Here is a 12,854-nt window from a genome sequence, read left to right as displayed (position 1 = left end):
GTGTTCGATAAACTGAGAACTAGTTACAACATGGAAAGAAGGAGAGAACGAGTGGATTATATTTTGAGAACGAGCGGCCTGACGAAAGCATTTGAGGGCAAAGAAGTCGTAAGCAATGTAAGCATGAGCGTGCGGAAGGGCGAAATATACGGCTTCCTTGGCCCAAATGGCGCAGGGAAAACGACCGTTATGAAAATGCTCACGAATTTGATTAAGCCGACTGCGGGGCAAATCGAATTGTTTAATGAGCCGCTTAGGCCTAACACGTATGATGTATTTAAAAGAATGGGAAGCATCATTGAAATGCCGGTTTTTTATGACAAGCTGACTGCCAAACAAAACCTGCAGCTGCATAACGAGTACATGGGCTGCCATGATGACAAGGTTATCGGAGAGGTGCTCGGCATGGTTGCCCTGCGTAACGTGGATGATAAAGCGGTCAAAAACTTCTCGCTCGGGATGAAGCAAAGACTGGCGATCGCTAGAGCGATTATGAACAGACCTGAATTGCTCATATTGGATGAGCCGATTAATGGGCTTGATCCTGCCGGCATTAAAGAAATTCGTAACCTGCTTCAAATGCTAAGTACAGATTATGGAGTTACTATTCTCATATCGAGCCATTTGCTCAGTGAAATAGAGCAAATGGCCAATACGATTGGCGTGATCAGTGGCGGCAGGCTCATTAAACAGGTGTCGATGGCAGATGTTAGGGGCCAGAACTCGGAATATATCGAGCTCATAACGCCGGATCGGACAAAGGCATGCGCTGTGCTAGCCAACGAGCTCCAGCTCACTAATTTTAAAATTATAAATGACAATATGATTCGTATCTTTGAATCGGGAGCGATGCAGACGACGATTTCAAAGTCGCTTGCACTAAATGATGTGAATATCGAGTCGCTGAACAAGAAGTACACTTCTTTGGAGCAGTATTTCCTCGATTTGATTCAAGGGGACGAGGTGAAGCATTCGTGATTAAACTTATGAAGCTGGAAATAGCGAAAATGGGATTAGGCTGGTATGTGAAGGCAGCGATCATAGCGAATGTCTTGATTGTTACGCTAATGTTCATGATCGGTTACTTTGAGGGTGTAGAAGTAAAAAATGAGATCGCAAATATTGGAGAGCTGTATATTATAGCTGGCGCTATGGTTAGATCGACGTTTATCGTCATGGCTGCCGTTCTAATTAGCAAGTTAATCATTGATGAGTATAAGAAAAAAACAATTCTAGTTATGTTTATGTACCCGGTTAGTCGCAAAAAGCTGTTTGCTTCCAAGCTGGCGATTGTAGCTATCCTTACTTTTGTTGCAATCGTCATCTCGCATATTTTCACATTGTCCATGCTTATTGGCATAAATCATTTTTTTCATATTATAGAGGAAGCGCCTGTACCGATGGATTATGCTGCGCAGCTAGCAAGCATCGTAAGTTTTGCTTTTGCAGCAGCAGGAGCAAGTTTAGTGCCGCTTTATTTCGGCATGCGCAAGCATTCGGTGCCTGCAACTATTCTCTCTTCACTCCTAATCGTCATGCTGACGAGTTCGAGCAATCCTGTCTTCTCACTGGCAACCATCATTTACATTCCGCTTGCTTTAGCAGTATTTGGCGTAGCGATCGCCTGGTCAACGGTTCGGCATATCGAGAATAGGGATGTTTTGTAACACCAAAATCTATTAATTATCATAGAATATTTGAGGGTGAATAAACTAGAATCGAGATTGGTGGTGGATGACGGCAATACGATTTTGGCAAAGTAGAAATCAACAATGGCTACGGGTAAGCAAAAGGGGACCACATCGATGTGATCCCCTTTTGCTTGTAAAGCTTAATACTTATGCGTCTTCCCATTTCTGTTTGAAGAACAGCTGATATACCTTGGTAACAACGATTTTCAGCATCATATATACCGGTATAATAATGATTACGCCTATGATTCCAAAAGCGTCACTGCCCACCAGCACCAATAGAATAGTTGTAATAGGGTGAATATCGAGCTGTTTTCCGAAAATATAAGGTGAAATAATATTATCCTGTATTTGTTGTGAGAGTAGAATGACCACTAATGACCAAATCGCAACAGTTGGCGATTCAATTAAACCAATAATGACGATCGGTACAGCAGACAGTATGGCACCTATAAAAGGAATAAAATTCATAATAACAGCAACGACAGTCAGTAAAAGAGCATAGGGCAAACCGATGATAAGGAAGCCGATATACATCAGAACACCGAGCGCCAGATTTACAACAACTCTCCCCACAATGAATCCGCTTAGAGCCGTATCAATCTCCTGCATCGTTTTTTTACCTTCAGCATGGTACCTCTTAGGCATGAAGCTGACGATTTTCTGGCCGAATTTATCCCCTTCCTTCAACATGTAAAAAAGAAGAATAGGGAAGGTGAACAAAATGAGTGCGAAATTAGAGATAAAAGAAAACATCCCCGTTAAATAGTTAGTCAACAATGAAAATCCTTTATTCAGGTATTCGGTTATTTTTGAAAAAGGACTTACATCTTCAGGTAAAATGTCTGCTAAAAACCCGTTCTGTTCCAGATCTTGCAGCTGCTTGCCTAACGTATTGAAAAGATTAGGCGCATTATTTACTAAATTGAAAAACTGAGTGCGAAGCGAAGGAAATACGCCAACGATAAATAAACTAAACAGCACAGCAGCTGCTAAATAAATAATGAGAATGACCCAAGGTCTCTTTAATTTAGGTCGCTCCATCCAGTTTACAAGCGGGCGTAGTAGATAATAGAAAAAAGAGGCGAGCATCAACGGAATCATAACAATACTGAACAAAGAAACGAAGGGCTTGAAAATAAAATCGACAAGTGATGCTAAATAAATAATGGCAAGAACTAAAATTACAGCGAAACAAATTTTAATAAATCGGTTTAAAGAAATCAGGGCGCTCACTCCATCAGCTATGAATTGTTTTTAGTATCGAATATTATTATCGCCATTAATAAATTCGTTTAGACTAAGGGAAATCTTTTCTGTTTCTGTTTCATTTTAAAAGATTATGTACATATTATTGCATAAAAACAGTGAGGAATCTAACTCGTAAACTAATATTGAAAAATAGTTTATCAGAGTTTCGTTTGCTGAAAATTTCATAAATATTTTTAAAGTAATGATTGTAGTAATGAGTAAAACGGAGATTATATTTACAAAAAGAAAATACATATTTTATTAAATGTAATTATATAACAGTATAAACCTAACAAATAACTATCACCGAAATGTAATACATCACATTAAAGCTTGACAGCGTTTACTATAAACATTAGTATATGATCCATTAGAGTAATGAAATCCAAAAACAAGAATATATATATTGAATATGCTATAAATTATAGTTGCAGTTAAATTGTTTTATGCTTATATTAGATATGATAAATCTATGGTTTGAAAATTCGGAAAATTATGAATATTGCAAGTTTAGAATCACTACGTTAGGAGGATTCTATTGAAAAAAGAGCTGCTGAAAATTGAGAATTTGACGACTTCTTTTCGAATTGCGGATCGTTATTACGCAGCAGTGGATGATGTGACGCTAACGGTAAAAGAAAATGAAGTTCTTGCCATAGTGGGGGAATCGGGCTCCGGCAAGAGTGCGCTGGCCTATTCCATCATGGGCCTCCATACGAGAGCAAAGATAGAAGGAAATATTTATTACCAAGGACAGGACATTGTCCAGATGTCACCCTCCACGCTAAATAAGCTGAGAGGGAAAGAAATAGGCATGATCTTCCAAGACCCATTATCCGCATTAAATCCCCTTATGATTATCGGTACTCAGATTGAAGAAGTTATTCTCCTGCACCAGCCCAAACTCTCTAGTAAGGAAAGAGCGGACAGGGCGATCGAGCTTTTAACTAAAGTGGGTATTCCTCGCCCAGAGCATACATACGGGCGTTACCCCCATGAATTGTCCGGCGGGATGAGGCAGCGTGTCATTATTGCCATCGCGATTGCCAATGATCCTAAGCTATTAATTGCAGATGAACCGACTACAGCACTGGATGTAACGATACAATTGCAAATTCTTGAATTGCTGCGGCGATTGAAGGATGAAAGCAAGGCTGGCATTGTATTAATCACGCATGACTTGGGCGTTGTGGCCGAGATGGCTGACCGAGTCGCTGTTATGTATGCCGGACAAATTGTTGAAATTGCCGATATCTACACAATCATTGCTAAAGCACAGCATCCCTATACCAGATCATTATTGCAATCGATACCAACTGTGAATGAAGCAAAGTCTAAGCTCCATGTTATTCAGGGAATTGTGCCATCTCTTCAGAACCTCCCGAGGCAGGGCTGCCGTTTTCGATCGAGGACGCCTTGGATTGCTGAGGCTGCACATGAAGCGAACCCGGAAATGCATGAGATTTCTCCGGGCCATTTCGTCAGATGCAGCTGCTACAAGCATTTTCACTTCCCTGACGAGAAGGAGGATCATCAACATGTCATTTCTTGAGATCAGCGATCTAAAGGTACATTTTCCGAATCGCGGGAGTCTTTTCAGTAAAAAGGGTCCACCGATCAAAGCGGTAGACGGTATACAATTCTCCTTGGAGCAGGGACAGACCTATGGACTAGTAGGTGAGTCTGGCTCTGGCAAGACCACGACAGGCAGAGCCATCATAGGCTTAAATGCAATTACATCAGGAAGTGTTCTCTTCCAAGGCCAGCAGCTTGCTGCAGGCGGACTTCGAAGCCATGCAGGCTTCCGCAGAGATATTCAAATGATCTTCCAAGATCCCTATTCCTCCTTGAATCCTAAGAAACGCGTGCTTGATATTATCGCTGAGCCGCTGCGAAATTTTGAGAAGCAGTCTGCTGGCGAAGAGAAGCGTAGTGTACAACAATTACTAGAGCAAGTGGGCTTGAGCCCAGAATCGATTTATAAATATCCTCATGAATTTTCAGGAGGCCAGCGGCAGCGAATCGGGATTGCGAGAGCCATCGCTTTAAAACCAAAGCTGATTATAGCCGATGAACCTGTGTCAGCGCTGGACGTATCTGTTCAAGCGCAGGTACTAAACTTCATGCAGGATATTCAGAAGGAGCTAAACCTTACTTATCTGCTCATTAGTCATGATCTCGGCATTATAAGGCATATGTGCGATCATATTGGCATTATGTACAAAGGCCGTTACGTTGAACGAGGAACGACAGCTGATATTTTCAATCAACCTCAGCATATTTATACGAAGCGTCTTATCTCGGCTATTCCTGACATTGATCCAACGAAACGAGAGGAAAAACACTCGTTTCGCAAAGCGGTAAAGGCGGAATATGAACAAGCCTATGAGAATTATTTTGACGAGGATGGTTTGGCTTATCCGTTAAAACCCGTTTCAGAAACACATTTCGTGGCTTTGCCTGGGAGAGGGTGAGGACGATGTGGCGCACAGTTTTACGAAGAATAGTCATAATGATCCCTCAAATTATATTGTTAAGCATCCTCGTCTTTCTAATAGCCAAGGCCATGCCGGGGGATGCATTGACTGGAATGATCGATCCGAGTATTGATCCAGCTGCAATGGATGCACAGCGTGAGAGGCTAGGCCTCAACAATCCGTGGTATGTGCAGTATTGGGACTGGATTACGAAAGCTGTGCAAGGTGACTTCGGACAGTCGTTTCGTTTCAAAATGCCAGTGTCTGATCTGATTGGCCAGCGCATGATGAATACCGTTTGGTTATCCATCGTCACTCTAATCCTTACTTACTTGATTGCAATACCGCTTGGGATTACAAGCGGACGCTATAACGACACATGGGGAGATCGATTGATTACAAGCTATACCTATATTGGATTTGCAGCCCCGCTATTTATTTTCGCTTTATTGATGTTATGGGTGTTCGGCTTTCATTTTGGTTGGTTTCCAACAGGGGGAAGCGTCGCTCCAGGACTGGAACCAAGTACTCTTCAATATGCTATGAGCAAATTTTATCATTTGCTGCTCCCAGCCATCTCGATGGCTCTTATCGCAACCGTGTCGACGGTTCAATATCTTCGAAGCGAAATCATTGATACGAAGCAAAAGGATTTCATTATCACAGCAAGAGCAAAAGGCGCCTCAGAATCCCGCGTTTATAATCGCCATATTTTAAGAAATTCGTTATTGCCGATCGCAGCTTTTTTTGGTTATGAGATTACTGGACTCATCGGAGGCACGGTGTTCATAGAGGGTATCTTCAGTTATCCAGGAATGGGTCAACTATTCTTAAGCTCAATCGCTCTGCGGGATTTCAGCGTCGTTACTGCGCTTGTTTTATTGTATGGAGTGGCCTCTATTGTCGGGGCATTAATCTCTGACATTGTTTTGAGTATCGTTGATCCTCGTATTCGAATTAAATAAGAACTCGAGATGTTGAGGTGAAAGAAATGAGAAAGACGAACATTCCCATAACCGCGCTCCAGGTGCCGGATAAAAGCCCGTCAAGCTTGAATATTATTTGGCGGGAAATCGTACGAGACAAAGTCGCATTCGTATCATTAATTTTTTTGAGCGTAGTTATTCTTTCTGTGTATGGGATCTCTCTTGTTCTGAATCAGGAGCAAATTGTATCGGTTGATTTATTCGCACTGAAAAAGCCGCCGTCATCCGAGCATTTGTTAGGTACGGATTATGGAGGCCGCGATGTTTTTGGGCAATTAATTATTGGGACTCGAAATTCATTAACGATTGCTATTATTGTTACTGCATTTACAGGAGTAATTGGCGTATGTGTTGGACTCATTTCTGGTTATTTCGGCGGTACGGTTGATAACATCTTTATGAGATTTGTTGACTTTTTTATGATCCTGCCGACCTTGATGATCGTGATTGCGTTTGTTACAGCCGTACCCAAATATAATATTTGGTCTTTCTCGCTTATTATGACCGCTTTTTTGTGGATGGGGATTGCAAGATTAATTCGTTCAAAAGCGCTGCAGGAGAAGGAGCTTGATTATGTTCAGGCATCCAAAACATTAGGCTCCTCCAATTTTAAAATCATGATGGTCCAGGTATTGCCGAATTTAAGCTCCATCATAATTGTAACGATGACTTTGAACTTGGCGGCAAATATCGGTTTGGAGTCTGGACTATCGTTTCTTGGCTTCGGGTTTCCAGAGAGCATGCCCAGCTTAGGCACGTTGGTCAGCTATGCTAGAGACCCGCAAACGCTCGAGCTTAGATGGTGGATATGGTTACCTGCATCGATACTGATTTTGGTACTGATGTTGAGTATAAACAATGTCGGTCAAGCGCTAAAGCGTGCGACAGATGCAAGACAAAGAAAAGGATAATAAAGGAGGAGAATGATGGTGAAGAAGAACACGATGTTTTCAAGGTCTTTATTTTTACCGCTTATGGTGGCATTGCTAGTCTTTCTTGCAGCTTGTTCATCTAATAACGGGAGTGTAGACACGCCGAGCCCGACTGATGGTGCGGCGAAGCCCACGGAGAGTGCCGCTCCTGCGGAAACCGAGAAGCCTGCTCCAGACGATGGTCTTTATTCCATTGAGGATTTCAGCAATGTGAAGAAAAATGAGGGCGAAGCCATAAAGGGTGGTTCCATTACATTTGGCCTTGTATCAGATACACCATTTGAAGGGACGCTGAACTGGAACTTTTATTCCGGTGATCCGGATTCACAAGTACTAAACTGGTTTGATGAAGGGCTGCTTACTTGGGATAAAAGCTATGTATATACGAATGATGGGGCAGCAACGTATGAAGTGTCTGAGGATGGCAAAACATTTACGCTTACGATTCGCGATAATGTAAACTGGCATGACGGCAAGCCAGTAACTGCAGAGGATTGGTTATTCGCTCATGAAGTCATCGGCAACCCCAAATATGACGGTCCACGGTATGATTCGAATTTCACTAATATCGTAGGGATGACGGAATTCCATGAAGGAAAAGCAAAAACGATCTCAGGAATTGAAGTTTTAGGCGAGAAAAAGCTTAAAATTACGTATATTCAATCATCTCCTTCCCTTTTGACCGGTGGTGTATGGAATTATCCATTAGCGAAGCACATATTCGGCAATATGGATGTGGCTAGAATTTCGGCTTCTCCAGAGGTTCGTGAGAAACCAATCGGCTTCGGGCCATTTAAAGTAAAAAGCATCGTTCCTGGGGAATCTGTTGTTTTTGAGAAAAATACAGATTACTGGCGCGGTGAGCCTGCACTAGATGAGGTTGTATTGAAAGTAATTAATCAAACAACCGTCGTACAACAATTGAAAACTGGCGGCGTCGATCTCGTTGATTCCTTCCCGGCGGATCAATATCCAGATAATGCGAGTCTATCAAATCTTGAATACTTAGGTGCAATTGACCGTGCATATACGTATATTGGCTTTAAACTAGGCAAGTGGGATGCTGAGGCTGGCAAAGTCGTTCCTGATCCAAAATCGAAAATGGGCGATGTAAACCTGCGGAAAGCGATGTGGCATGCGGTCGATAACGATCAGGTCGGCAAGCAATTCTATCACGGCCTGCGCTGGAATGCGACGACACTTATTCCGCCTTCTCACCCAGAGTACCATGATGCTACTAATAAAGGCCTTGCCTTTGATAAAGATTTGGCTAACAAGATTTTGGATGATGCCGGCTACAAAATGAATGGCAAATTCCGTACAAATCCAGATGGCAGCGAATTAGCTATTAACTTTATTTCCATGACAGGCGGAGATATTGCACAGCCGCTTGCTCAATATTATGTACAGTCATGGCAAGCGATTGGCTTGAACGTAAAGCTGGAAATGGTGGAGTTTAACACTTTCTATGATCGTGTAGGAAGCACAGGAAAAGACGATCCAACAGTAGATGTGTATCAAGGGGCTTGGGGCGTAGGCATTGACGTCGATCCAGCTGGCCTATACGGGCGCGATGCGATCTATAACTTCCCGCGTTATGCTAGTGACGAACAGGATCGATTGCTTAAAGAAGGGATTTCAGAAGCGGCCTTTGATGTGAAGGTACGTCAAGGCATCTACAAGGAATGGCAGGAGCTGATGGTGAAAGACATTCCTGTATTCCCGACGCTGTATCGCGCCGTTATCGTTCCAGTTAATAAACGGGTACTCAATTACGCCATTGGAGATGGAACGGGCATTTATTTGCATCAGCTTGCAGTATCTCAAGATAAACCGGTTGTAGCGAAGTAAAGCGGTGGTTATTATTTTAGAATAAGTAGAACTTATTATAGTTAAAAGAGCCTTCAAAGCCACGCTGCTAGTGGTTTTGAAGGCTTTTTATTATTTCCCTTGATTAACGAGCCACTCTGTCAGCTCTTCAGATTGAGCTAGAACAGCGATGGGGTCATAATACCATGATCTCTCTTCAGGCCATATGTAGATGTGGCCATTTTTTACAGCCGGAAGATTGCCCCAGATCGGGTCGTTTTGAAAATATTCTATTGTACGGTCATTGGATGTCAAAATAATATAATCGCCTGCATACTTGGACAGCATTTCCGATGAAATTTCAGCCCACTGCTTCTTCATGATTTCATCGGCAACATCGACAGGAGGTTTACGGCCTAATGATTGATAGATGGGTTGGCCGCCGCGACCGAAGTTGTCTCCATAAACCCAAGTCGTTTTATCGCTGTACTCCATGATGGAGAAGGTTGCACCCTCAGGAATAGCTTTATCTACCTTAGCTTTGGCTTCTGCAATGCGTCGGTCATATTCGGCCAGCCATGACTTAGCTACATCTTCTTTTCCGAATAAATCTCCGAAATAGGTCAACTCAGCGTGAACATTTTTTAATTCTCCGTATGGGATAACAATCGTTGGTGCAATTTTACGGAGCTGCTCGTAGCTGTCTCCGTTGGCTGTAATGATGAGATCGGGGGAGAGGCTGATTATGTTTTCAGCGGATGGCTCTCCATAAATTCCTGTATCTGCAACGCCTGCCAGCGCTTCTTTGAAATAGTAGTTTTCTATCGTAACACCCGGAGATCCTGCCGGAATAACATCAAGAGCAATCAGGCTGCCCAAGTATTCTTCGGCTACAATCCGCTTCGGATGAACCGGAATTTCGATGTCGCCTTTAACCGTGGAGACCGTCTTGAATTTCGCAGCTTCCGGCACGGCCGTTTCGGGTGTGGTCTCTTCGGTGCCGCTTGATGGTGCTCCAGTGTTGGTTGGAGCTTTTTCTGTTCCACAAGCGGAAACGAGAACCGCTAACAATAGTAATGAAACGGCAAAAATGAAACGACGGCTGCTGTAAAACTTCTGTTGAAAAGAAAACAATGTCATATCCCCCTTATTTAAAACGATAATCATTCTCAGTAACACTTTACCGTGTAATCTTGAAAATGACTATGGACTAAAATGATGTGTAGTCATGCAGATTTGTGACGTGAGGTCATCGCACGAAGCAGCTCTCGAAGCTGCGCTTGCGTAGAGATCGGGTCGTATCCGCAAAACATATCTGGCTCATTAAGCAGGTATACCTGCTTATTCTGGACAGCTTTCAGCGCAAGCCAGCGAGGGGAGTGAAATAAACGATCCATTTGAATCAGATCACGCTGGCAAGAAGGCAATGAAGTAATGAAAATATGGTCGGCCGGATAAGATGCAATGGTTTCGATATCTGCTTCCACATATCCACGAGCGAAAAAGCCTTGTTCCAGCAATTCGGAGGGAGGCTGAAATCCGAGATCATCATAAAGAATTTGACTGCCTCTGCCATGGCTGCTGCTGCAGCAATAAGCTTTGTTCGAATCAATCTCCCATACAACGGCGGTACCGCGATAGCCAAGCTGGCGATCCAGCCTATGATTGCTTCTAATGATCAACTGATCATAATAGGCGAGCCACGCTTCAGCTGTCTGACGTTTATCTACAATGTCAGCAATCATAAGGAACTGTTCGCGCCAGTTCATCGTCATAAAAGGGAGTTCCACCACTGGCGCGAGCGGAAGCAGGTCCTTATTCTCTTCCGCCGTATTGTAGCTAATAATGACATCAGGCCTTGCAGCAGCGATCGCTTCATAATAGGTGGAGGGAGTTTGGCCGTATGTATTTAACTTCTGACTGGTGTTTACAATCAACTTGTTATTGGAATGCTCCAACCAGGTTGTATAGACGCCAAGCTCTGGGATAACGCCGAGCGCCATTAGGCTAGCAGTATGATTTAGATTCAATGCGGCAATCCGTTTGTGCTTGCGTTGATAAGCGGTGGGGGAAAGCCCGACAGCTTCTTTGAATTTACGGCTTAAATAAAAGCCTTCCTTATAGCCGACTTCTAGTGCGAGAGTATTCAGATCAGGAGCTCCGACAAGGATACGCCGCTGCGCGCTGCGAATTCTCAGCAAGGTCAGATAGGCATTGAAGGTGCGTCCCGTATTTTTGCGGAATGTACGTGAGAAATGCTCTTGGCTTACATGAGCTTGTTCAGCCATTTGCTCCCGCGTCAGATCCTTATTATAATGCGTCTCCATATATTGAATGGCATGTTCCAGCCAGTAGTTGGATGGCTGCTGCAAAGCATTACGTTCTTTGAACAACTCTACAAGCAGCTCAATAAACAACTGTTGAGATTGAAGCGGTTCACTTAATTGGGGCTCTCTCCACACCGTTTCCAGCTCGCCGGCTAGTCTAAGGATTCCGACAGGACAGCGATGCAGCGGTTCAGCGTGATTGAGCCCGCGATGCTCGGAGCCCTCTGCAGTCAAGCAGCGGTAAGCAACCTGGATACCGCGCAGCGAGGGAGATGCCTTCCATTTTAATCGCTGATAGGCATCACATAACACGACGCTTCCACGCGCTATCTCATACAGCTGATCGTTAATAGAAAGCTCAGCTGTACCGCTCGATACGATGAGAATACGGGAAAATGGTGTCGCTTCTTCAAAGAAGCGGTCTGCCACCGTTTCATTATCTATTCTAGTTACTTGGACAGGCATATAAAATAAATGGGAGGAAAGGGACATTTCTTCACAAGCAGGGGACATAGGCAGTTCACTCTTTCTGGATGATGATAAATCCATCGACTTCTATCATTATAAATGATAATTGTTCTCAATTACAATGGATAGCGCTCATCATACAGAAAAGGGGCTGTCCCATAAGGATCAAGTTCGCGGAGGAATAGCTCGCGTTGAACGGAAGTATTGGTAAATATATGAAAAATAGCAGTACAGGAGAGCTATTCCTGTACTGCTATTTTTAGCGTAATTCTCTTTTCCACCATATCCAGCATCTGCGATGCATGTTGTATGATTGTAATGTGCGTGAACCGATAGTGGAGAGTAAACAAGTGCAAAAGTGCACCTGTTTTTAATAAACAAGATTGAAATGATACAAATAGGTGTACAAATACCTCTAATTGAGCAGAATTGAAAAAGATTTGGATAAATAAGTGCATTTCTGTGCTTAGATGAAGCTGCTGCAGGCGCTGCCGCAAAAGTCTTCGCATGACAGGGGAACATCCTCGTTTTCAAATGAAAGGACCCCTAATTCCACTGTATAGTGGAGCTTGAGGTCCTTTTTCTCGAAGAAAATAAGTTATAAGTAGTGCTCAAAAAATCGCAATATGACTTTTAAAACGCCCCGTGCTCTTGGTGATCTGTGAATTGGTATTAGAATAAAGGACCGGGCGTGCTGCAGCCTGGAAAAGAATTAACATCTTGAATCGTATTAAGGGGATATTGCTTCGTCGCAAATTGACTCTGATACAAGTATTCCTGCAGCACTAAATTACCGCCGGTAATGCTGCATAAAACGCCTGTTACACCTTGTCCGTTCATTAAAGAGACGCCGACTGGCTGGCCGACTAATCCTAAAGCCTTCGAATACCATGACATTTGAAGCATAAAAGAA

At 43.2% G+C, this 12,854-nt stretch carries 11 protein-coding genes; 7 read left to right on the top strand and 4 right to left on the bottom strand.

Annotation, left to right across the window (positions count from 1 at the left end):
- Positions 1–51: 51 nt before the first annotated feature.
- Complete coding sequence (locus tag AC1DM9_RS24405) at positions 52–978, top strand: ATP-binding cassette domain-containing protein (RefSeq protein ID WP_441878680.1); 927 nt, start codon at positions 52–54, stop codon at positions 976–978.
- Positions 975–1,667, top strand: a complete 693-nt coding sequence (locus tag AC1DM9_RS24400) for an ABC transporter permease (RefSeq protein ID WP_441878678.1) — start codon at positions 975–977, stop codon at positions 1,665–1,667. The genes AC1DM9_RS24405 and AC1DM9_RS24400 overlap by 4 nt, the downstream gene beginning before the upstream one ends.
- A gap of 171 nt (positions 1,668–1,838) precedes the next feature.
- Here the strand turns inward: AC1DM9_RS24400 and AC1DM9_RS24395 are convergent, their stop codons facing one another.
- Positions 1,839–2,918: an AI-2E family transporter gene (locus tag AC1DM9_RS24395; protein WP_477582777.1), complete on the bottom strand. Its 1,080-nt coding sequence runs from the start codon at positions 2,916–2,918 to the stop codon at positions 1,839–1,841.
- Between the two features lie 562 nt (positions 2,919–3,480).
- Here AC1DM9_RS24395 and AC1DM9_RS24390 point away from each other — a divergent pair.
- The 5 genes from AC1DM9_RS24390 to AC1DM9_RS24370 are packed head-to-tail and all read left to right on the top strand — an operon-like array spanning position 3,481 to position 9,188.
- The gene (locus AC1DM9_RS24390) at positions 3,481–4,494 is read left to right on the top strand and encodes an ABC transporter ATP-binding protein (protein WP_441878676.1); all 1,014 of its coding nucleotides are present in this window, start codon (positions 3,481–3,483) and stop codon (positions 4,492–4,494) included.
- Positions 4,481–5,416, top strand: a complete 936-nt coding sequence (locus tag AC1DM9_RS24385; protein WP_339206714.1) for an ABC transporter ATP-binding protein — start codon at positions 4,481–4,483, stop codon at positions 5,414–5,416. Before AC1DM9_RS24390 ends, AC1DM9_RS24385 begins: the two co-directional genes overlap by 14 nt.
- A gap of 5 nt (positions 5,417–5,421) precedes the next feature.
- Positions 5,422–6,384 (top strand): oligopeptide ABC transporter permease, encoded by a 963-nt coding sequence (gene opp4B / locus AC1DM9_RS24380; RefSeq protein ID WP_441878673.1) that lies wholly within the window; start codon positions 5,422–5,424, stop codon positions 6,382–6,384.
- A gap of 26 nt (positions 6,385–6,410) precedes the next feature.
- Positions 6,411–7,316, top strand: coding sequence for an ABC transporter permease (locus tag AC1DM9_RS24375; protein WP_076268768.1), 906 nt, complete (start codon positions 6,411–6,413; stop codon positions 7,314–7,316).
- A 15-nt stretch (positions 7,317–7,331) separates the two neighbouring features.
- The gene (locus tag AC1DM9_RS24370; protein WP_477582775.1) at positions 7,332–9,188 is read left to right on the top strand and encodes an oligopeptide ABC transporter substrate-binding protein; all 1,857 of its coding nucleotides are present in this window, start codon (positions 7,332–7,334) and stop codon (positions 9,186–9,188) included.
- Positions 9,189–9,278: 90 nt separating this feature from the next.
- Here the strand turns inward: AC1DM9_RS24370 and AC1DM9_RS24365 are convergent, their stop codons facing one another.
- The 3 genes from AC1DM9_RS24365 to AC1DM9_RS24355 form a co-directional block, all read right to left on the bottom strand.
- Positions 9,279–10,286 carry an ABC transporter substrate-binding protein gene (locus AC1DM9_RS24365; RefSeq protein WP_477510833.1) on the bottom strand — a complete coding sequence of 336 codons (1,008 nt, stop codon included), beginning with the start codon at positions 10,284–10,286 and terminating at the stop codon, positions 9,279–9,281.
- A gap of 86 nt (positions 10,287–10,372) precedes the next feature.
- Positions 10,373–12,022, bottom strand: a complete 1,650-nt coding sequence (locus tag AC1DM9_RS24360) for an AraC family transcriptional regulator (RefSeq protein ID WP_477582656.1) — start codon at positions 12,020–12,022, stop codon at positions 10,373–10,375.
- A 591-nt stretch (positions 12,023–12,613) separates the two neighbouring features.
- A complete protein-coding gene (locus AC1DM9_RS24355) occupies positions 12,614–12,838 on the bottom strand; it encodes a hypothetical protein (protein ID WP_339209498.1) in 225 nt (74 codons plus the stop codon).
- Between the last annotated feature and the right edge of the window lie 16 nt (positions 12,839–12,854).

It is taken from the genome of Paenibacillus sp. 01T431, assembly GCF_056398625.1.
This window is presented reverse-complemented; position numbering and strand designations above follow the sequence as displayed.

Excerpts from the sequence above, each read along its gene's own strand:
- AC1DM9_RS24375 (WP_076268768.1), top strand. The coding sequence starts at position 6,411 with ATGAGAAAGACGAACATTCCCATAACCGCGCTCCAGGTGCCGGATAAA.
- AC1DM9_RS24360 (WP_477582656.1), bottom strand. The coding sequence starts at position 12,022 with ATGGATTTATCATCATCCAGAAAGAGTGAACTGCCTATGTCCCCTGCT.
- AC1DM9_RS24365 (WP_477510833.1), bottom strand. The coding sequence starts at position 10,286 with ATGACATTGTTTTCTTTTCAACAGAAGTTTTACAGCAGCCGTCGTTTC.
- AC1DM9_RS24370 (WP_477582775.1), top strand. The coding sequence starts at position 7,332 with ATGGTGAAGAAGAACACGATGTTTTCAAGGTCTTTATTTTTACCGCTT.
- opp4B (WP_441878673.1), top strand. The coding sequence starts at position 5,422 with ATGTGGCGCACAGTTTTACGAAGAATAGTCATAATGATCCCTCAAATT.
- AC1DM9_RS24355 (WP_339209498.1), bottom strand. The coding sequence starts at position 12,838 with ATGTCATGGTATTCGAAGGCTTTAGGATTAGTCGGCCAGCCAGTCGGC.
- AC1DM9_RS24385 (WP_339206714.1), top strand. The coding sequence starts at position 4,481 with ATGTCATTTCTTGAGATCAGCGATCTAAAGGTACATTTTCCGAATCGC.